The sequence below is a fragment of the Polyangium spumosum genome (assembly GCF_009649845.1).
Classification (GTDB): Bacteria; Myxococcota_A; Polyangia; order Polyangiales; family Polyangiaceae; genus Polyangium; species Polyangium spumosum.
The window spans coordinates 473,515-493,341 of record NZ_WJIE01000007.1; the positions used below are offsets into that span (position 1 = coordinate 473,515).

15 protein-coding genes are annotated in these 19,827 nt (G+C 69.5%); 10 read left to right on the plus strand and 5 right to left on the minus strand.

Annotated features, from left to right (window positions below):
• The first annotated feature begins 26 nt into the window (after window positions 1–26).
• The 3 genes from GF068_RS26150 (at window position 27) to GF068_RS26160 (ending at window position 3,301) form a co-directional block, all read left to right on the plus strand.
• Complete coding sequence (locus tag GF068_RS26150; protein ID WP_153822164.1) at window positions 27–884, plus strand: response regulator; 858 nt, start codon at window positions 27–29, stop codon at window positions 882–884.
• Window positions 885–950: 66 nt separating this feature from the next.
• Window positions 951–1,652 carry a diacylglycerol/polyprenol kinase family protein gene (locus GF068_RS26155; RefSeq protein WP_153822165.1) on the plus strand — a complete coding sequence of 234 codons (702 nt, stop codon included), beginning with the start codon at window positions 951–953 and terminating at the stop codon, window positions 1,650–1,652.
• Window positions 1,653–1,669: 17 nt separating this feature from the next.
• Entirely contained in the window at window positions 1,670–3,301 is a 1,632-nt protein-coding gene (locus GF068_RS26160; RefSeq protein ID WP_153822166.1) for a glycosyl hydrolase family 28-related protein, read from the plus strand.
• Here GF068_RS26160 and GF068_RS26165 read toward each other — a convergent pair.
• Window positions 3,274–3,669 carry a response regulator gene (locus GF068_RS26165; protein WP_170319679.1) on the minus strand — a complete coding sequence of 132 codons (396 nt, stop codon included), beginning with the start codon at window positions 3,667–3,669 and terminating at the stop codon, window positions 3,274–3,276. The two genes, GF068_RS26160 and GF068_RS26165, sit on opposite strands and share 28 nt — an antisense overlap.
• Window positions 3,670–4,119: 450 nt before the next feature.
• Between GF068_RS26165 and GF068_RS26170 the strand changes: the two genes are divergently transcribed.
• Entirely contained in the window at window positions 4,120–4,908 is a 789-nt protein-coding gene (locus GF068_RS26170; protein ID WP_170319680.1) for a CBS domain-containing protein, read from the plus strand.
• 1 nt (window position 4,909) lies between these two features.
• Here the strand turns inward: GF068_RS26170 and GF068_RS26175 are convergent, their stop codons facing one another.
• Window positions 4,910–5,470, minus strand: coding sequence for a CAP domain-containing protein (locus GF068_RS26175; RefSeq protein ID WP_153822169.1), 561 nt, complete (start codon window positions 5,468–5,470; stop codon window positions 4,910–4,912).
• A complete protein-coding gene (locus GF068_RS26180) occupies window positions 5,467–7,176 on the minus strand; it encodes a radical SAM protein (protein ID WP_170319681.1) in 1,710 nt (569 codons plus the stop codon). Before GF068_RS26180 ends, GF068_RS26175 begins: the two co-directional genes overlap by 4 nt.
• Before the next feature lie 198 nt (window positions 7,177–7,374).
• Between GF068_RS26180 and GF068_RS26185 the strand changes: the two genes are divergently transcribed.
• Genes GF068_RS26185 through GF068_RS26195 form a run of 3 tightly spaced genes read left to right on the plus strand, consistent with a single transcriptional unit; the run spans window position 7,375 to window position 11,374 of the window.
• Complete coding sequence (locus GF068_RS26185) at window positions 7,375–9,000, plus strand: DUF1592 domain-containing protein (protein WP_170319682.1); 1,626 nt, start codon at window positions 7,375–7,377, stop codon at window positions 8,998–9,000.
• The gene (locus tag GF068_RS26190; RefSeq protein WP_153822172.1) at window positions 8,997–10,352 is read left to right on the plus strand and encodes a DUF1552 domain-containing protein; all 1,356 of its coding nucleotides are present in this window, start codon (window positions 8,997–8,999) and stop codon (window positions 10,350–10,352) included. The genes GF068_RS26185 and GF068_RS26190 overlap by 4 nt, the downstream gene beginning before the upstream one ends.
• Window positions 10,353–10,363: 11 nt before the next feature.
• Window positions 10,364–11,374, plus strand: a complete 1,011-nt coding sequence (locus GF068_RS26195) for a hypothetical protein (protein WP_153822173.1) — start codon at window positions 10,364–10,366, stop codon at window positions 11,372–11,374.
• A gap of 49 nt (window positions 11,375–11,423) precedes the next feature.
• Here the strand turns inward: GF068_RS26195 and GF068_RS26200 are convergent, their stop codons facing one another.
• A complete protein-coding gene (locus GF068_RS26200) occupies window positions 11,424–12,494 on the minus strand; it encodes a hypothetical protein (RefSeq protein WP_153822174.1) in 1,071 nt (356 codons plus the stop codon).
• 143 nt (window positions 12,495–12,637) lie between these two features.
• Between GF068_RS26200 and GF068_RS26205 the strand changes: the two genes are divergently transcribed.
• Window positions 12,638–13,870, plus strand: a complete 1,233-nt coding sequence (locus tag GF068_RS26205) for a monooxygenase (RefSeq protein ID WP_153822175.1) — start codon at window positions 12,638–12,640, stop codon at window positions 13,868–13,870.
• A 25-nt stretch (window positions 13,871–13,895) separates the two neighbouring features.
• Here GF068_RS26205 and GF068_RS26210 read toward each other — a convergent pair whose 3' ends face one another.
• Complete coding sequence (locus GF068_RS26210) at window positions 13,896–14,444, minus strand: NUDIX hydrolase (protein ID WP_153822176.1); 549 nt, start codon at window positions 14,442–14,444, stop codon at window positions 13,896–13,898.
• A gap of 327 nt (window positions 14,445–14,771) precedes the next feature.
• Here GF068_RS26210 and GF068_RS26215 point away from each other — a divergent pair, with 327 nt between their 5' ends.
• Both GF068_RS26215 and GF068_RS26220 read left to right on the plus strand, forming a co-directional pair.
• Entirely contained in the window at window positions 14,772–15,968 is a 1,197-nt protein-coding gene (locus GF068_RS26215; protein WP_153822177.1) for a M57 family metalloprotease, read from the plus strand.
• Window positions 15,969–16,144: 176 nt separating this feature from the next.
• Window positions 16,145–19,789, plus strand: coding sequence for a calcium-binding EGF-like domain-containing protein (locus GF068_RS26220; RefSeq protein ID WP_153822178.1), 3,645 nt, complete (start codon window positions 16,145–16,147; stop codon window positions 19,787–19,789).
• The last annotated feature ends 38 nt before the right edge of the window (window positions 19,790–19,827 follow it).

Here is a 19,827-nt window from a genome sequence, read left to right on the forward strand (position 1 = left end):
TATCTGCACCGGGGAGGTCAGCGTCCATGGCACCGCACGTCCTGCTCGTCGATGACAGCACCACGGTCCGCATGGTCATCGCCGCAGAGCTGCGCGAGGCCGGTTTTCGGGTCACGCCCGTGCCCACGCTGGACGCCGCGCGGCGCGCGTTCGCGCAGTACCGCGAGCGAGACCCTTTCCAGCTCGCCATCCTCGACGTGGTCCTGCCCGACGGCGACGGGATCGACCTGCTCCGCGAAATTCGCCAGGATCCGACGCTCGAGCGCCTGCCCGTCATGATCCTCTCGGGCGACGCGCGGTTCGGCTCCCGCCTGCGCGGGCTCGGCGTGGGCGCCGACGACTTCCTCGGCAAACCCCACTCGAAATCGTACCTCGTGAGCCGCGCCCACCTCCTCACCGGCAACACCCAGGCCCCGGCCGCCTCCCGCGCCTTTCGCGTGCTGCTCGTCGACGCCGACGCCGCCCTCCGCGAGGACCTCGCCAAGATCCTCCGCATCGGCCACGGCTGCGACGTCATCTCGCTCGACAGCGTCGATCAGGCCGCCCAGCTCCTCGAGGTCGAGGGCGCCAGCGTCGACGGATCCGTCGTCGACCGCCGGTGTTTCCTCCGCGTCCTCGGCCTCCTGCGCGGCAAGCAGCCGAACGGCGTGCCCATGATCGTGCTCGACGATTCCCCCTCGGCCACCTGGCCCCCCGCGACCACGGCGAAGCGGAATTCGGCCGTCGCCTCGGCCCTGGTCATGCCCCGCACGATCGACCCGGCCACCGTGGCCGAGGTCATGGCGCGCAGGCTGGTCGAGGAGGCCCCTCCGTCCGTCTCGTCGAGCGGCAAGCTCCCGATCGACACCATTGACGCTGTGCGTCGGCTCGCGCGAGGGGCCTGATCACTCACATCAAAATGACAGAAAGCTGAAACTCCCGGGTGGAGCCCCCGGGTAGCCTTCGTTGCCTTGTCCAAGTCCACCCTCGATCCGACCGCGCTCGACCTCGAGCTCGAAGTGGCGCCTTTCTCCTCGGTGCCCGCGCCCCCACGTCCGGCCCGGCCCGAGAACCTGTCGCGCAGCCTCTTCCACGTCGCCTCCGCGCTGCTCGCGCTCTTCATGCTCCGGATGGTCCCCAGCCGAGGGTGGCTGATCGCCGTGAGCGCCTCGCTCTGCGCGTGGGCCTGGTCCTGCGAGATCGCCCGGCGCCTGAGCCCGGCCGTCAACGAGTGGCTGATGCGGCTCTTCTCGAAGGTCGCCCACCCCCAGGAGCGACACCGGGTCAACTCGTCCACCTGGTACCTCACGGCCCTGCTCGGCCTGTCGATCTTCGCGCCGCTCCAGGCGGCCGAGCTCGGCGTCGTGGTCCTCGGCCTCGCCGACCCGGCGGCCGGCTTCATCGGCCGGCGCATCGGCCGCACCAAGATCCTCGCCAACCGCTCGCTCGAGGGCACGCTCGGCTTCTTCGCCGTCGGCACGCTCGCCGCGGTCGCGACCCTCGCCGTCTTCCACGGCCTGCCCCTGCCCGCGATGTTGCTCATCGCCTCCGCGGGCGCGGCCGCGGGCGCCGTCGCCGAGCTCGTCTCTTCCCGCCTCGACGACAACTTCACCATCCCGGTCACGGTCGCGGTCGCCGCCTCCATCGCGGGCGCGTTTGCCCCCGTGTCCTGATCTATCCTGGGCGCCTCATGCGCCCGCCCCTCTGCCTGCTCGCCTTCCTCTCTTGCCTCGCCGCGTGTGGCGACGAGGCTCCCCGCGGCGCCCCGCCTCCCGCGCCCGACGCGGGCCCGGATGCCGGCGCCTCCACGTGGCGCAGCGCGCTCTACCCCGAGGACTGGACGCCCTCCCTCACGGACCCCGAGGGCCACTTCCTCCACGACTTCTCCTACGCCGGCTACCACCACGGCGAAGCCCCGCCCGGCCCTCCCGCCGCCGCCCCGACCTTCGACGTCGTCACGCGTGGCGCCGACCCCAGCGGCCAGACCGACGCGACCTTGGCCGTACAAGCCACCATCGACGAGGCCGCGGCCGCGGGCGGCGGGATCGTCTCCTTCCCCGAGGGCCTCTATCGGATCGACGACAAGCTCGTGGTCTCCTCGTCCGGCGTGGTCCTGCGCGGCGCGGGCTCCACGAAGACGCGGCTCCATTTCACGCGGTCCGCGGGCATGAGCCACGACGCCCACCTCGCCTTCGTGGGCAAGGCCGAGCCGGACCTCGACCTCGCGCTCTCCGCGGATGTTCTGGCCCGCGCCGACGTCGTGGAGGTCGAGGACGCCGGCGACCTCGCGCCCGGCGACGACGTCCTGCTCGGCTGGGTGATCACGCCCGCCTTCATCGAGGAGCACAGCATGACGGGCACGTGGGAGGCCTTCAACGACACCTGGCAGCCCTTCTTTCGCAGGACCGTCCGCGCCGTCGACAAGGCCGCGGCCCCGCACCGGATCACGCTCGACGTCCCATTACGTTATCCCGCCAAACTCCGGGACCAGGCGAGCCTCCGCCGCGTCGCGGGCCTCTTGCGCGAGTGCGGCGTCGAATCTCTCGGCGTGTCGAACGCCGTCTCCTGGGCCGAGGCCTGGGCCGAGACGCAGGTGCACGCAATCGACCTCCGCCGCGTCGTCGATTGCTGGATCGAGGACGTCGCCTCGTTCCCCTCGCCCGCCGCGCCCGCCGAGGGCCCGGGCGGCGGCGCGCACCTCGCCTCGGGCGGTATCCTCGTCGAGGAGGCTTCGCGCGTCACCGTGCGGGGCGTCTCGCTCGGCCTCGCGCAGAACCGCGGCGGCGGCGGCAATGGTTACCTCTTCGAGATCCGCCGCTCGAGCGAGATCCTCGTCGCGGACAGCGAAGGCGACGGCGGCCGGCACAACTTCATCCAGAACTGGGGCTTCGGCACGACCGGCTGCGTCTTTTTGCGTATCGTGAGCAAGAACGGCGAGTCGCTCACCGACATGAACGACGCCTCGGGCTTCACGGGTTTGTCCGAATTCCACCACTCGCTCGCGACGGCCAACCTCGTCGACGCCTCGACCTTCGACGACGGCTTCTCCATCGTGAACCGCAACCACGAGAGCACGGGCGCCGGTCACACGGGCACCGAGAACGTGCTCTGGAACAACCGCGGCAAGGGCGCGCTCCGATCGCTCCAGTTCGGCGCGGGTTACGTGATCGGGACCGAGGGGCTCTACGTGACCACCGAGTCGCCGCTGCCGATGGCCGCGGGCACGCAGCCCGTCGACCGGGTCGAGGGGCTGGACGAGGGCGACACGCTCGAGCCGCCCTCGCTTTATGAAGATCAGCTCTTCCGCCGCCGCGCGCCGTGAGGCTCGAGCAGCGCGCGCAGGCTCGAGACGAGCTCCGCGTCGAAGGCATTCTTGGCGAGCGCGCCGTGCGCGCCGGACGCCTCCGCGAGCCGCGCGAGCGGTCCTGGCTCCATGTTGCTGCAGAGGAGCACGCGGGTCCTGCCCATCCCGGCCGCGTCGCGGATCATGCGGAGGACGAGCGGCCCGTCGAGCTTCGGCATATTGACGTCCAGCACGACGACGTCGCATCGCATATCGCGAATGGCCTGAAGGCAACCGAAGGGCCCTCGGTGGAAGCGCACGGCGAAGCCGGCCTCCTCCAGCCGTCGAGCCGCGACCATCCCGAACGTTGTGTCGTCATCGATGACGAGGACTCGAACTCGCTCCAAGGCCTTTCCTCCTGATTCCCGTCGTGGTGCCGAAGCCCACAACGGCATCGTCGTACGCCTGCGCGTCCTGGCCGCGAAAGCAGAGCCGACCCGAATGGTCCACGTTACACGTTCGGCGTCGGATTGAAAGTGAGAACATCCCCGAACATCGTGTCGGGAGTGTGTCGAATCCCGCTCGTTTCATCGGGATTCCCGAGGGATCGACCATTACTCGAGCTCCCGGCCACACCGACTCGCAGCGACGGCAGATCGAACGTGTCGCCCGACAGAAATGGTCAGCGACGAAAAACCCTGCAACAGGTTCCTCGTTCTCCTCGTTCGGCGACCCTCCCAGCAGACCTCGCGACGCAAGGGTTGCACGCGCCACGCATGGCTTGCGCGAAGGGGCTCGACAAGCAGGACCGGGGACCTGTATACGTCTTGGCAAAACTCTTGCCAGGCGCCGCAACCATGACCACGTCCCTCCTCGTCTCGACGCTGATGAAATCCCCCGTGCTGTCGGTCGCTCCCGACACGCTGGTCGATGAGGCCTACCTCTTGCTCGCGTCGCGACGCATCTCGTCGGCGCCCGTCGTCGACGCGGCGGGCAAGGCGCTCGGCGTGGTGTCGTTGACCGATCTCCTGCGCATCGGGCGGCTGCAGCCGGCCTCGCTCGCCGGCATCCAGCCGATCGACCTGCCCACCGAGCCCGTCTCGGACCACATGCACAAGGGCGTGATCACGGTCTCGCCGAACGCGCCCGTGACCGCGGCGGCGCGGGCGATGGCCGAGGAGCACGTGCATCGGGTCTACGTCGAGCAGGACGGCAAGCTCGTCGGCGTGTTCAGCATCGAGGAGGTGCTCTCCGCCGTGCGCGCGTTGCGCCTCGAAGGGCCGATCGGCGAGGTGATGACGAAGCCCGTGATCTCGCTCCCCGTCACGGCCACGATCGCCGACGCGACGTCGCGGCTCGACCGCGCCCAGGTGACGGGCCTCGTCATCCTCGACGAGTACAAGCACCCGGTCGGCGTCTTCACGCAGGTCGAGGCGCTCGCGGCGCGTAGCCTCGCGCCCGAGACGAAGGTCGAGGACGTGATGAACTACGCGATCCTGACCCAGCACGTGAAGACGCCGCTCTACCGCGCGGCGGCGCACGCCTACGAGTCACGCGCCCGCCGCGTGCTCGTGCTGGAGAACGGTGACCTCGTCGGTCTGATCACCGGCCTCGATTTCGCGCGGGTGCTCGCCGCGACCGCCTGATTCAATAAGGCTTCTGCCCGACGTAGTTCCCCGGCGGGTCGTAGTTACAAACCCAGTACTCCCAGTCCCCGCCCCCGAACGGCGAGCCCGTGCTGCATTTCGCCATCCCGCAGCCGAGCTTCGTCGTATTCGCCCACACGACCTGGGTGTAATGGCCACACACGGCCGAACACTCGTTCGACGCGTAAATGTAGTCCGCCTCCTCGGATACCCAGTTCGAGACCACCTGCGCCGCGGTCGAGCCGCCGGAGCTGGCATAGAGGTTCTCGCCGTACTCGTTATCGCTGTGCTCCCACACGCATTTTTCGGCGTAACCTTGGGCGACGGCCGCGATTTCGGGCGACCAGACGAGGGGCGGCAAAGGCTCGGGGGCGGGCGGATCGACGGCCGCGCGCGCCTCGTTGTGCGCCGCGGTGATGCCTTGCATGACGGCCGGCTCGCCCGCATTCGAGGCGCCCGCGCCGGCGCTGCCCCCGCCGCCCTCGTCGTCCGACGAGCAAGCCGCGGCGGCCACGAGGAATGGAACGAACACGAGCCCGTGGAAAGGTGAAAAGCGCTTCATGAAGGGATCGTCGCACGCCCCGCGGGCCGCGCGCAAGCCACCTCGGGGCAAGCAAGCCGCACGGGCTCCGGGACCCGGGAGAGCGCGGCGCGCCGCATCGCCTGCATCACCTCGCCGTTCCAGAGCGAGACGAGCGAATCCGACGCGAGCGAGCCGATCACCGGTGCCTCGTACGCGACGGGATGCACGCTGCCGTCCGGGTCGATACACGCCTGCTGCCATTCCATGCGGCAGGTGAGGAATCGCGTACGATTTGCGAAATCGTCGGCCGCGCGGAAGGCGCGGAGCGCGGGATCGTCGCCGGCGGCGCAGGGGCAGGCGCCGCGCGGATCGAGGTGATCGACGAGCACGACGCCCCGAGGCGCGAGGATCGCGCCGAGCTCACGGACGGCCGCGGTGGCCCGCCCGCCACGCGGCTCGATCCACTCGGCTTGCGCCCGCGTCGTACACGGAAAGACCTCCTCGACCTTGAGCCAATCCACCCCGAGGGAAGCCGCGAGCCTGCCGAGCTCGGGCAATTCGTCCACATTCGATGCGGTCACGACCGTCGAGATCCCGATCCGCACGTCGAGCCCGCGCGCCACGCGGCGCCGGACCAGGCCCTCGACGTTCTTCACGATCGTCGCGAGACGCCCGCCGAGCCGGAGCCCGTCGTTCGTCCGCGGCGTCGCTCCGTCGAGGGAGATGGAGAGGCTCGTCAGTCCGAGATCACAGAGCGCCTCGAATCGCGCCTCGTCGAGCGCCATTCCATTCGACAGCAAATGCACGTCCGCCCGGCCCGGACGGCCTGCGCGGGCCCTCTGGATCGCGCCGAGCACCTCCGGGAAGATGGGCGCGACGATCGCCTCGCCGCCGTGCACGAAGCCCACGTAATCGGCCGCCGCGAACGGCTCTCGCAGCGCGTCGAGCAGCCACGGCTGCATCGTACGAGCGCTCCCGCCTCGGGTCTTCTCCGGGGCGTCCGTGATGCAATGGGCGCAGCGCAGGTTGCAGCGCTCGGTCACGGTCACGTAAAGCCGCGCGGGCGACGGCGCGATCACCTTCCCCGCGTGAAATGCGTCGTCCGACGCTCCCGCGCCCGCGGGCCCCTCGATCGAAGGGGCCACCGCACGCTCGCGTGACCCCGCCGCTCGTGGCGCCGCCGGCCTCGCCGCCGAGAACCATTGCCCCGCGCCGCCCGCGCGCCCCACGAGCCGCCCCGATTCCAGCCGAAACACGTAGGCGACCCGCCGCGCCGACGCGGGCAGCCGCGCCTCGAAGACGACGTGCTCGTCCTCCTCCGCCACGATATCCATCACCTGCTCGCGCGCCCCCGCGCCCTCGTCCCACCGAACGACGAGATACGCGCCGTGCCCGCGCCGCAGGGCCGCGCGAATTCGCAGCCGACCGTCGCTCTCCACCGCCACGAAGGGGCTCACCGGCGCGTGCAGGATCGGCTCGTCCGCGCCGCCCACCACGAGCACGTTGTTCCGCAAGCCGCCGCGCGAGCGCGTCCGCGGGTTCTCCGGGTCGAGCTCCCAGCGCGCGCCCTCGACGAGCAGCTTGTACGCGTGGACGCCGATCCCGAGCTCGATCGTCGCCTCGAACGACCCGTCCTCCCGCCGCGCCATCGGCGTCCCGCGAAATGCGGACCATTCCCCGCAGAGCGAGGCGAACGCCGCGGGCTGCGCGGGCCGGTAGGAAAACGTCACGGGGACGGTCGCCACGCGCCCACGATACGCGAATCCGGGCCGCGTGGGAGAGCGTCCGGTCACGCCCCACTTCTTCAGCCGCAGCGTATCGCTGCCCCGAGAACCTTGAAGAGCGGCCCCCTCTTGTCTCTTCCCTGCCACGCGGCTCCGCGGTACCCTTCGCCGGAGGCCATGGACGAACGCTGTCCGCATCCTGGGCGATCCCGAGCGCGCTTGCTCGGGTTTTCAGCCGCAATCGCCGTCTTCGGCGCTTCGGTCACCGCATGCGTCGGCGTCATCGGCGACGCGGACGACGGCACCGGCGAGGCCGAATCCCTCGTCCTCGCCGCGCCCGCGCTGCCGCGGCTCACGGCCGAGCAGTACCGGAACACGCTCTTCGACCTCTTCGGCCCGAGCATGCCGAAGGCGCCGCTCGAGGACGACACGAAGCCGTTCCTCTTCTACAACATCGGCGCTTCGAGCACGACGCTCTCGGAGTTCGGCGTCCAGCAGTACGAGGAGTCCGCCGACGCCATCACGCGGTACGCGTTCGCCGATCCCGCCCGCCGCGCGGCCCTCGTCGGCTGCGAGCCCGCCGCGCCCGGCGACGCTTGTGTCGAGGGATTCCTGCGCCGCTTCGGCCGGCGCGTGTTGCGGCGCCCGCTCACGAGCGACGAGCTCGGCCGCTGGGTCACGGTCTCGCAGACGCTCGCGGATCCGAGCGCCTGGGAGGGCCTGCGCCTCGCCGTCTCCGGCCTGCTCCAATCCCCGTTTTTCCTTTATCGTGTCGAGGTCGGCGTGGCCGACGAGGCTTCGCCCGGGCGTCGCAAGCTCACGGGGTACGAAATGGCGACGCGCCTCGCGTTTCTCCTGTGGAACCAGGCCCCGGACGACGCGCTGCTCGACGCCGCCGAGAAAGGCGAGCTCGACGAACCCGAGGGCGTGGCCGTGGCCGCCGAGCGCCTGCTCGACGATCCGAAGGCGCGCGCGGCCATGCAGACGTTTTTCCGGCAATACCTCGACCTCGGCCGCATCGACGGGATCCAGCGTGATCCGGCCGCGTATCCGTATTTCACGCCCACGATCGCCGACGCGATGCGCCGGGAGGTCGAGCTGCTCGTCGACGACGTCGTCTTCGAGAGCCGCGGCGACGCGCGCAGCATCTTCAGCACCCGGAAGACCTTCGTCAATGCGGACCTCGCGGCGCTTTATGGCGTCGACGCGCCCGGCGCGACCCCGAGCACGTTCGTCCCGGTGGAGCTGCCCGCGGACGGCCCGCGCGCCGGCCTGCTCACGCTCGGCGCGTTCCTGACGATGAACGCCCACGAGACGCGCACCTCGCCGACGGCGCGCGGCAAATACGTCCGCGAGCGCGTGCTTTGCCTCGAGGTCCCCGCCCCGCCCCCGGGCGTCGACACGACGCTCGATCCGCCGATGGGGGATCCGAAGACCGTACGCGAGCAAATGGAGGCGCACCGCAACAACCCCGCCTGCGCCGCGTGCCACCAGTTCATGGACCCGCCCGGCTTCCTCTTCGAGCATTTCGACTCGTCGGGGTACTACCGCACCGTCTTCGAGGGCGACCTGCCCATCGATTCGTCCGGGGATCTCGACGGCAAACCCCTCGCGAACGCGCGCGAGCTCGCCGCCGTCCTCGAGACCGAGCCCCGCGTCGGCCGTTGCATGGTGCAGCAGCTCTATCGCCACGCGCAGGGGCGCGTCGAGACGAAGGGCGAGAGGCTCGCGCTCGAGGACCTCGCGTCGCGCTTCGAAAGCGCCTCCTTCGATTTCCGTACCCTCCTGATCGAGCTCGTCACGCACGACGCCTTTCGTCACATCGGCGAAGAGGAGAGCCCGTGAAGACCACGCCCCTTTCCCGTCGAACCTTCCTCCGGGGCGCCGTCGGCGGCACCGCGGTCGCCCTCGCCTTGCCCACGCTCGAAGCGATGCTCGGCGCGCGCGGCGCCGAGGCGGCGTCCACGGGGCCGATCTTCGGCGTCTTCTTCTGGGGCGGCGGTTTGCCCTGGCACGACGGGCACGGCGCGCCCCAGGCGGGCCACCCCGACCTCTGGACGCCGAGCACGACCGGCAAGGAGTATACGCCGAGCGAGCTGCTCACGCCGCTCGCGCCCTTCCAGCCGAGCGTGGTGACGGGCTTGACCCCGCACACGGAGGTGCCGGACCTGCCCCCGGGCCAGAGCGACGGCCACATGCGTGGCTTCATGGTCGCGATGACCGGCGATCGTATTCGCCCCGAGGGGTTCGATCACCCCTCGCACACGCTCACCGCGCTCCGCCCGACGCTCGATCAGCACGTCGCGAAGCACTCGGCCTTTTATGGCCCCGAGGTCCCGCGCTTCCGCTCGCTCGTCCTCGGCGCGAGCAACGCGCGCTTCCACGATTACGGTCACTGGAACGCGATCTCGTACAATGGCCCCGACGACCTGAACCCGCCGATCATGAACCCCGGGCAGCTCTACGATCTCCTGTTCGGCGTGGCCGCCGACACGGCCGGATTGAAGCGCCGGGCGCTCTTGCTCGACGCGGTGATGGAGGACGCGAAGAGCCTCTCGGCGCGCGTCGGCGCCGCGGACAAACAGCGCATCGAGGCGCACCTCGACCACCTGAACCAGGTCAAGAACCGCCTCGATTTCTCGGGCGAGGCCTGCGCGCCCCCGGGCAAACCCGCGCCGAGCGAGGATCTCATCACGAAGACCGACATCATGGCCTCGCTGCTCGCCTCGGCGCTCGCCTGCAACATGACGCGGGTCTTCTCCTTCATGCTGAGCTCGCCCGCGACGACCCACGTCTTCTCGAACCTCGGCGTGCCCAACGATTTCCACGCCACGGTCCACGAGGGCGCCTGGGAGCACACGCGGGCCGGCATTCTCTACCAGATGCAGGCGTTCGCGGCGTTCCTCGCGCGGCTCCAGGCCGTCGTCGAGCCCACGGGCGGCACGCTGCTCGATCGGGCGCTCGTGTTCGGCCTCTCCGAGTATGGCGAGGGGTATCAGCACAGCGTCGCCGAGATGCCCTGCGTCCTCGCGGGCGGCGCGAACGGCAAGATCCGCAGAAACGTCCACGTCCGCGACCCGGGCGGCAACTGGAGCAAGGCCCACGTGACCATGCTGCGCGGGATCGGCCTGGAGACGCCGAGCTTCGGCTGGAATGGCGGCCAGACGTCCGAGGCCTTCGGCGACATTCTCGTGTGAGGCGCGCGGCATTGCATTCCACGACAAGACCCCTCGGCGCCGCGGCGTCGCTCCTCGCCTGCTCGCTCGTCTTCCCGCGCGCCGCCTCCGCCGTCCAGCCCACGGGATACCTCGACGCCGCCGGATGTGACGTCATCGCCGGCTGGGCCCAGGATCCCGACGTCCCGGACCAAAGCATCGACGTGCACGTCTATTATGGCGCCCCCGCCGGCACCCCCGGCACGCCCGCCGTCGCCGTGCACGCGAACGTCCACCGCGACGACCTCTGCGTCGCCATCGGCTCCTGCGCGCATGGCTTTTACGCCCCCTCGCCGCTCGCCCTGCACGACGGCAATGCCCGCGATGTCTACGCGTATGGCATCGACACGGGCGGCGAGGGCAATCCGACGCTCGGGAGCAGCCCCCGCACGCTTCAATGCCCGCCCGCCGCGCAGTCCGGCGTGCGCCGCAAGGTCGACGGCGCCCCCACGTACGACGCCTGGCGATTCTCCTCCTTCTGGGACCTCTTGCCCCTGCCCGCGGCCGAGGCGGACCTGCTCCCCGACGGCCCGGATATCCCCGCCAAACCCGAGCTCGTCCAGGCCGACGACGGCACCGGACAAACCTGGCTCCTCGACGGCGGAGTGCGCCGGCTCGTCTCGCCGGGCGCCGCGGCGCCCTGGCGCCTCGACCTCGGAAAGGCCGCAATTCGCCCTGCGGCCGAGGTCTACGCCCTCACCGAGGGAACGCCGCTGCGCCCGCGCCCCGTCCTTTTTATTCGTGGCGCGCTGTACCTCGTCGACGACCCGCAACCCGTGGTCCCGGGCGGCGCGAGCTCGTCCTCCGGGGCGGGCGGCGCAGGCGGCGCAGGCGGCGCAGGCGGCGGCTGGGGTGAAGGCGGCGAGGGCGGCGAGGACACGGCGCCGGACGGACCTTCGGGCGGGACGTGCAAGATGGGCCCGCCCGGCACGACGAATTCGTATTGGTTTTTCCTGCCAATCTTCGGCGTGATGGCGTCCGCGGCGCGGCGCAGGCGAAGGTAAGCCTCGGCGGCATCCGCTCGGCCACGCCCCGCCGGGGGGCGCGAAGAAATCAGACCGCGAGCACGTCCCGCAGATCGAGCCCCGGGATCGAAGAAGCGTGCTCGCGCACGAGCTTTCGCACCCCCTCGGCCAGCACGTCCTCGATCTTGCGCCGCACGAGCCCAGGCACGAGCGTGGCCTCGGACGCCGGCCCCGCGGCGGCGAGCGCGAGCCCCGGGTCGAGCGGGACCTCCGAGCCCGCAAAACGCACCACCCCCGCGACCACGCGCACCAGCGATTCGAGCCCCGAGACCTCCTCCAGCGCCCCGCGCAGCCGCATCCGCGAAAGCGCCACGCCCCCGCCCCGATCGACGCGGATCTCGACGAGCTCCACGAGCGGGGCCCCGCCGTGCACGACCGTCACGGCCTCGCTCGTGATCGTGATCGATTGCAGGTTCGCGGCGCGGACGCGCGCCTCGTTCGAGGCCTCGGCCGCGATCGACGCGAGGTCTCCGCTCCCTTTGATTTCCACGTGGATCGATCCGCCGGCCTCCACCTCGAGGCCCGCGCCGCCCTGCTCGTGCACGAATCTCTCGCGCAGCGCGAGCGTCGCCTCGATCGCGGGATCCCCGAGATCCGCGGCGGAGACGTCCGAGGTGCCGGTCGAAGGTGTTTTGCGGAAATTGTCTGCGATCGCCTCCAGGGTCGCGAGCGCGGCTTCGTCCTGCATCGGATCGTAGCCTGGTTGCGCCATCTTCGTGCCGCGGAGGCCCGCGGCGAGCAGCTCCACGATCTGCTTTTTGGCATCCGCCGTGAAATCCACGAGCCCCTCGCCCGGGCCGTCGATGGGGGAGACCCACGCCTCGATGCGCGCGTCTTCGAACCGGACGTCCGCGCCCCCGAACAGCATGTTCTTCGCGGGCCACAATGCATCGATGACGATCGGCGGATCACAGCGCAGCGTGAGCGCTTCCTGCGTGATCCGGAGCCTCACGCGGCTCGCGAGCTCGGTGCGGAGCTCGCGGCTCCACGTGCGGCTCAGGTTCTTGCCGCGAGGCAGCGTGAAAGACAGCCCGATGTCGCGAAGCTCCACCACCGGGGGGAGCCTCCCGAGGAGCTCTTTCGTGGTCGCGTCCGCCATGTCCGCCCCCTGCTCGCGCAAAAATCGCGAAGCGGATGAACTTTCTACCGCTCGCGGGAACCAAACGCAAGCACACTCTCGGGCAGGATTTCTTCGGCGCCCGAGGTTGACATCCGACCACCTGTCACTAACACGACTGCGCCATGAATCTTCGCCACTTCTTGATTAGGACCGCGATCCCTTCCCTCACCCTCGCCCTCCCGGCCCTCGTGGGCTGCGGCGGCACCGAGCCCGACGCGCCCGGAGCGCCCCAGGAAGAGCTCCTCGCCCCCCCGGAAGCGGGCAAAGGCGTGCAATTCAAGATGGTCACGAAGCTCGAGGCCGGCACCGAGGCCGAGCATTGTATGTTCGTGAAGGCGCCCGCCGAGGGCATGTACGTGCAGCGCGACGAGGTGCGTTACTCGAAGGGCAGCCACCACTTCCTGCTCTACCAGACGAGCTACGAAGAGATCCCGACCGCGAAGCAGGACGGGACGGCCGTCGACACGAGCGGCGTGTTCGACTGCTCCGACGGCGCCACGAATGGCTGGGCGGTGGAGAAGCTCGTCGCCGGCTCGCAGAACGCGGACGGCGCCTCGATGTTGAGCTTCCCCGAGGGCGTGGCCATGAAGGTGCGCCCCGGCGCGGTGCTCCTCATGAATGCGCATTACATCAATGCCTCGACGACCACCATCGAGCCCGAGGTCCGGGTGAACCTCTACACGGTCCCCGAGGCGGAGGTGCAGACGGAGGGCGACATCCTCTTCCTCTACAACCCCTTCATCCACGTCGGCCCGATGGGCCAGTCCCGCGCGCGCATGCGCTGCCCGGTGCACAAGGACATCACGATCTCGAACGTGCAATCCCACATGCACGCGCGCGGCGTCTCGTACGCCGCGTCGATCGTGGGGGACGCGGAGCCGTTTTACACGAGCAACGAGTGGGAGGACGTACCCGTCAAGGACTTCGGCGCGGGGCTCCAGGTCAAGGCGGGCTCGTGGTTCGATTACCAGTGCGACTACACGAACACGGAGATGAAGGACGTCTACCAGGGCCCGCGCTCGACCGACGAGATGTGTATGCTCATCGGCTCGTATTATCCGGCCGATTTCGCGACGGCGAACTGCCTCACCGAGGTGGGTGACCCCAACGACCCGAGCAAGTTCGCCGCCGAGTGGGTCGGCAATGGCAAGGCCACCTGCGCCGAGTCGTTCGCGTGCGTGCAGGAGTCCCTCAACAAGGGCTTCAACGACATGATGCCCTGCGTGACGAACTCGGACGCCGCGATCTCGAGGGAGTTCTCCACCGCATTGCTCTGCTTCTTCCAGAACGCCGGCCCGGGCAAGGACCCCGCGATGGCCTGCCAGACCGAGTTCGCCGCCTGCCTCGCGAAGTGACCCTCTCGCTCCCCCTCTCCCCCGCCTAATCGAGCGACAAGAGCCCCCGCCGCGCCGCGAGCAGGATCGCGCCCACGTGCACGCCGTGGATGATCTGCCCGCGCTCGATGGCGGGCACGATTTCCTTCGGCTCCACCAGCGCCACGTGAATGTGCTCGGCCGGGTCCATCCGCTGCGCGGAGGCCAGGCGCGCGCCTCTCGCGAAGAAAAAATGGGCGCGGTTCGTGTGCCGGCTCGGCTCCGTGTTCGTCGTCAGGAGCGGCAGCCACGTCTCGGCGACGAAGCCCGTCTCCTCCTCGAGCTCGCGCCGCGCAGCTTGCTCAGCCGTCTCTCCCGCGTCGATCACCCCCGCCGGCAGCTCGCGGCTCACGCGCGCCGCCCCGTGCCGGTACTGATCCACGAAGACCACCTGCCCCGCCTCCGTCACCGCCAGCACCGAAGCCCAGTCCGGCGCCTCGATCACGTGAAACTCTTCGATCTCGCCGCCGTGCGGCAGGGCGATGCGCTGCTCGTGGACCGTCAGCCATCGTCGAGCGACGATCGCGCGGCTCTGCGTCACGTTCCAGGGCTTCATGCGCCCTTCCCTACCCCTCCTCCGTGACGCCTGCAAGCCCGCCCGCTCGCCTCCCCGACGTGGACCCGGGCACCTTCCTCTTCGTCCTCCGGGTTTTTCCTGAATATACACGATTCTAATGAAACCTTGGGGCTCCAAAGGAATTTCGTTGGCATCGGCACCCTGAACGGTGAAATCGTGCGCTTGCATTGACGCGCGTGCTCGCATTCTGCTCTCTTGCGTCATCCACGATCAATGCCCCGGTGGCTCCGCCCTGGATGCGAGAGCCATGGAGGAAATGCGATGAGCGCTTTTGGGTCGAAGAAAATCGGCTTTGCGGGCCGGTCCATGGTTGCATTCGTCCTCGTCTCCGGCGCGCTCGGCGCCGGCTGCGCCGGGGAGACGAGCGAGGAGATGATCGCCGATACGTACGCGAGCTTCGAGGAGTTCGAGGCGGCGACGTACCGCGAGCCCGACACGGGCATCTACATCGTCGACGGCGACACCCCCGTCGACGACATCAAGAAGCTGCAAGAGTTTTACGAGACGCACGTTCGCCACGGCGCGCTCATCGTCCACCGCGCGGGCGGCCAGGACGCGAAGTGGGACGACGTGAAGAAGCTCGACCTCGAGTACTGCGTGAGCACGACCTTCGGGAACCGGTACAGCGCGGCCGTCCAGGCCATGCAGGCCGCGACGCTCGCCTGGGAGCAGGTCGCGAACGTCAAATTCAAGTACCTCTCCACCGAGGACGGGAACTGCACCGCGTCGAACAACAACGTCCTCTTCGACGTGCGCCCCGTGAACTCGAACGGCCAGTACCTCGCGCGCGCGTTTTTCCCGGGCGACTCGCGCAGCAGCCGCAACGTGCTCATCGACAGCGGCGCGTTCCAGAACCAGGGACCGACGTCGCTCACCGGCATCCTGCGCCACGAGCTCGGCCACGTCCTCGGCTTCCGCCACGAGCACACCCGCCCCGAGGCCGGGAAATGCTTCGAGGACAACCAGTGGCGCGAGCTCACCTCCTACGACGCGAAGTCGGTCATGCATTACCCGCAATGCAATGGCACGGGCGACCAGACCCTGAGCCTGACCGAAAAGGACAAGCAGGGCGCCGTCCTGCTCTACGGCGCGCCCGGCGGCGCGCCCCCGGCCCCGGAGCCCGGTGATCCCGGCGGCGAGCCCGCTCCCGGTGATCCCGGCGGCGAGCCGGCCCCCGGCGATCCTCCGGCCCCCGGCGGCACGCCCTCCACGCAGACCTACAGCGGCAACGTGAGCAAGAACCAGGTCGTGCAGATCGCGCCGCTCTCCGTGGCCGAAGGGACGACGTTCGAGGTCACGATGACCGGCAAGGGCGACCCCGACCTCTACGTCCGCTTCGGCGCGCAGCCCTCGGCCAGCAAATGGGCATGCCGGCCCTACAAGACCGGCCCGAACGAGTCCTGCAGCTTGACCGTTCCGGCAGGACAAACGCAGGCGTTCATCGCCGTGCACGGCTACAGCTGGGGCCAGTACCAGCTCTCGGTGAATTACACGGCTCCCTGAGCCTCACGCGACGAAGCCCGGCTCCGCTCCGCGCCCCCTCCCGCCGCGCGGAGCCGTCGCTTGTCCGGACGCGCCGGCCCGCCTCGCCGAAACGCGGACGAAGTCGTTGAACGGGACGGCGCGTTTCCGTACCATCCCGCCCGCATCTCCCTCCCCTCCCTGTTCGAGGCGAATCGATGAAACGCTCGGGATCCTTCTGGCCCCTCGTCGGGGTCTCTCTCCTCGTCACGTTCCAGGCCGGCTGCGGCGACGACAGCCCTCCGAACCCGCCGCCCACCGCGGACGCCGGGACCGACGCGGGCCCCGAATGCCCGCCCTCGCAGCAGCCGGACGGGCTCGGCGGTTGCGTCGACGATCCGACCGCCTGCACGCCCACCACCTGCGGCGGACATGGGACGTGCGACGATACGAGCGGCGCCCCGGTCTGCACCTGCGACCCCGGATACGCCGGTGAACATTGCGAGCCCTGCAGCCCCGGCACCCACGAGGAGAACGGGTCCTGCGTGCCCGACGCGACGTGTATGCCCACGACCTGCGGCGGACACGGCACGTGTATCGACACGGGCGGCGGCAACCTGAGCTGCACGTGTGATCCAGGCTGGGCTCCGCCGAACTGCGGGACGTGTGACGATACGATGGGGTATCACCCCGATGGCACGGGCGGCTGCACGCAGGATCCCTGCCTGCCGAACCCCTGCACCGACCCGAACAAGACCACCTGCAGCGCGCCGAATGGAACGCCCGAGTGCGGCTGCGACGCCGGGTATCACGCGGAGGGAGACACCTGCGTCGTCGATCAGGTCTGCGTGGCCGATAGCTGCGGCGGGCACGGCGCCTGCTCGGACGCCGGCGGCATCGTCGTCTGCACCTGCGATCCGGGCCATACCGGCGCCACCTGCGCGGAGTGCGACGCGGGCGCGGGATATCACCCCGACGGCGCGGGCGGCTGCACGCAGGATCCCTGCTTGCCGAACCCGTGCGCCGAGCCCAACGAGACCATCTGCACGCCGAACGGCTCGCTCGCGGTCTGCAGCTGCGATCCCGGTTATCACGCCGACGGCCAGGGCGGCTGCACCGACGACCCCTGCAAGCCGAACCCCTGCATCGCCATGAACCAGGCGTGCAAGAACGAAGGCGGCGTGGCCGAATGTTACACGCCCGTCTGCGACGACGGAAACCCCTGCACGGACGATACGGTCGTCAATGGCGCGTGCACCTTCACGACGCTGCCGAACGGCGCGGCCTGCTCCACGACGCTTTGCTCGACCGGACAAACCTGCCAGGCAGGCGCCTGCACGGGCGGCGCGGCCGTGACGTGTGACGACGGAAACCCCTGCACCGTGGACAGTTGCAACGCGCTCGCGGGCTGCGCGAACACCGTCGACGACACCATCGTCCCGGATGACGGCGTCTTCTGCACCACCGACGTCTGCCAGAACGGCGCGCCCAAACACACCACGACGAACGCGCTCTGCGACGACGACCTCTATTGCACGGGCGCCGAGAGCTGCGCGCCCTCGAACCCGAGCGCCGACGGCAACGGCTGCATCCACACGAACGTGCCTGCGCCGCCGCCCGCGCCCGGCCCCTGCGCCTCGTATGGCGCCTGCGACGAGGCCACGCAGAGCTTCCCGCTGGTCCCGAAGCCCGCGGGCAGCGCTTGCAACGACGGCATCGCCTGCACGCAGGGCGACACCTGCGACGCCGCCGGCCTCTGCAAGGGAACACCAAGCGCGAATTGCGGCGGCTCCCTCGATTGCTCGACGACCACGCCGATGCCCGATGGCATCGACGTCCCGATGGGCACCGTCTCCGGCGCCATCACGCTCGCGGGACAAGCGCTGCCCGCGAGCAGCTACTACGCCGGCGCCACGTTTTACCTGAAGGCCCGGGACACGGGCGCCCTCCACTCCGTGGCGTATTTCAACTACAGCGGCAGCGGCTACCAGCTCAATGGCCCCACCTGGACCGCGAGCTTCCTGCCCGGCGTCTACGACCTCTGGTACCGGAAAAACTACGACAGCCAGTACAACACCGTCACCTCCACCAGCGTCGGCGATCCCAACCCGAACGGCATGCGGATCCTCCAGACGAACCTCCTCCTCGGCGCGGGCGCGAGCACGCTGAACATCGACGTCCCGATGGCCACGGTCTCCGGCGCGATCACGCTCGGGGGACAACCCTTGCCCGCGAGCAGCTATTATGCCGGCGCCTCGCTTTACCTCAAGGCCAAGGACACCGGCGCGCTCCACACCGTCGCCTCCTTCAACTACAGCGGCAGCGGCTACCAGCTCAATGGCCCCACCTGGACCGCGAGCCTCCTGCCCGGCGATTACGAGCTCTGGTACCGGAAAAACTACGACAGCCAGTACAACACCGTCACCGCCACCAGCAGCGGCGATCCCAACCCGAACGGCATGCGCCGCCTGAGCTCGGCCGTCACGATCACGCCCGGCGCGAACACGTTGAACGTCGACATCCCCTTGGCCACGGTCTCCGGCACGATCACGCTCGGGGGACAACCCTTGCCCGCGAGCAGTTATTATGCCGGCGCAGTGCTCGTCCTCAAAGCGAAGGACACCGGCGCCCTCCACACCGTCGCCTCCTTCAACTACAGCGGCAGCGGCTACCAGCTCAATGGCCCCACCTGGACCGCGAGCCTCCTGCCCGGCGATTACGAGCTCTGGTACCGCAAGAACTACGACAGCCAGTACAACACCGTCACCGCCACCAGCAGCGGCGATCCCAACCCGAACGGCATGCGCCGCCTGAGCGCGAACGTCACCATCACGCCCGGCGCGAACACGCTGAACGTCGACATCCCGGTGGCCACGGTCTCCGGTACGATCACCCTCGGGGGGCAGCCGCTGCCCGCGAGCAGTTATTACGCCGGCGCCGCGCTCGTCCTCAAGGCAAAAGACACCGGCGCCATCCATACCGTCGCCTCCTTCAATTACAGCGGCCGCGGCTACCAGCTCAATGGCCCCACCTGGACCGCGAGCCTCCTGCCCGGCGATTACGAGCTCTGGTACCGCAAGAACTACGACAGCCAGTACAACACCGTCAACGCCACCAGCGTCGGCGATCCCAACCCGAACGGCATGCGCCGCCTGAGCTCGACCGTCACGATCACGCCCGGCGCGAACACGCTGAACGTCGACGTCCCCTTGGCCACGATCTCCGGCACGATCACGCTCGACGGACAGCCGCTGCCCGCGAGCAGCTATTATGCCGGCGCCGCGTTCGTCCTCAAGGCGAAGGACACCGGCGCCCTCCACACCGTCGCCTCCTTCAACTACAGCGGCAGCGGCTACCAGCTCAATGGCCCCACCTGGACCGCGAGCCTCCTGCCCGGCGATTACGAGCTCTGGTACCGCAAGAACTACGACAGCCAGTACAACACCGTCAACGCCACCAGCGTCGGCGATCCCAACCCGAACGGCATGCGGATCCTCGATCTCGACGTCACGATCACGCCCGGCAGCAACACGCTCGACATCGACGTGCCCATGACGAGCCTCTCGGCCCCGATCACGCTCGCAGGCGGACCGATCCCGCCGACGAGTTATTACGCCGGCGCCACGTTCATCCTGCGCGCGGTCGATACGGGCGCCCTGCATTCCGTGGCCTACTTCAACTACAGCGGCAGCGGCTACCAGCTCAATGGCCCCACCTGGACCGCGAGCCTCCTTCCCGGCGTCTACGATCTCCTTTACCGAAAGAACTGGGACAGCCAGTACGACACGGTCAACGCCACCAGCGTCGGTGATCCCAACCCGAACGGCATGCGCAGGCTCGCGGCCTGTCTCGCCGTGCCTTGAAGCCACCTCGCCCCGTCCGTCCGCGCGGTTGACCGCGC

Coding starts and splice junctions, on each gene's coding strand:
- GF068_RS26205 (WP_153822175.1), top strand. CDS start 12,638: ATGAATCTTCGCCACTTCTTGATTAGGACCGCGATCCCTTCCCTCACC.
- GF068_RS26150 (WP_153822164.1), top strand. CDS start 27: ATGGCACCGCACGTCCTGCTCGTCGATGACAGCACCACGGTCCGCATG.
- GF068_RS26200 (WP_153822174.1), bottom strand. CDS start 12,494: ATGGCGGACGCGACCACGAAAGAGCTCCTCGGGAGGCTCCCCCCGGTG.
- GF068_RS26170 (WP_170319680.1), top strand. CDS start 4,120: ATGACCACGTCCCTCCTCGTCTCGACGCTGATGAAATCCCCCGTGCTG.
- GF068_RS26175 (WP_153822169.1), bottom strand. CDS start 5,470: ATGAAGCGCTTTTCACCTTTCCACGGGCTCGTGTTCGTTCCATTCCTC.
- GF068_RS26215 (WP_153822177.1), top strand. CDS start 14,772: ATGGTTGCATTCGTCCTCGTCTCCGGCGCGCTCGGCGCCGGCTGCGCC.
- GF068_RS26220 (WP_153822178.1), top strand. CDS start 16,145: ATGAAACGCTCGGGATCCTTCTGGCCCCTCGTCGGGGTCTCTCTCCTC.
- GF068_RS26160 (WP_153822166.1), top strand. CDS start 1,670: ATGCGCCCGCCCCTCTGCCTGCTCGCCTTCCTCTCTTGCCTCGCCGCG.
- GF068_RS26210 (WP_153822176.1), bottom strand. CDS start 14,444: ATGAAGCCCTGGAACGTGACGCAGAGCCGCGCGATCGTCGCTCGACGA.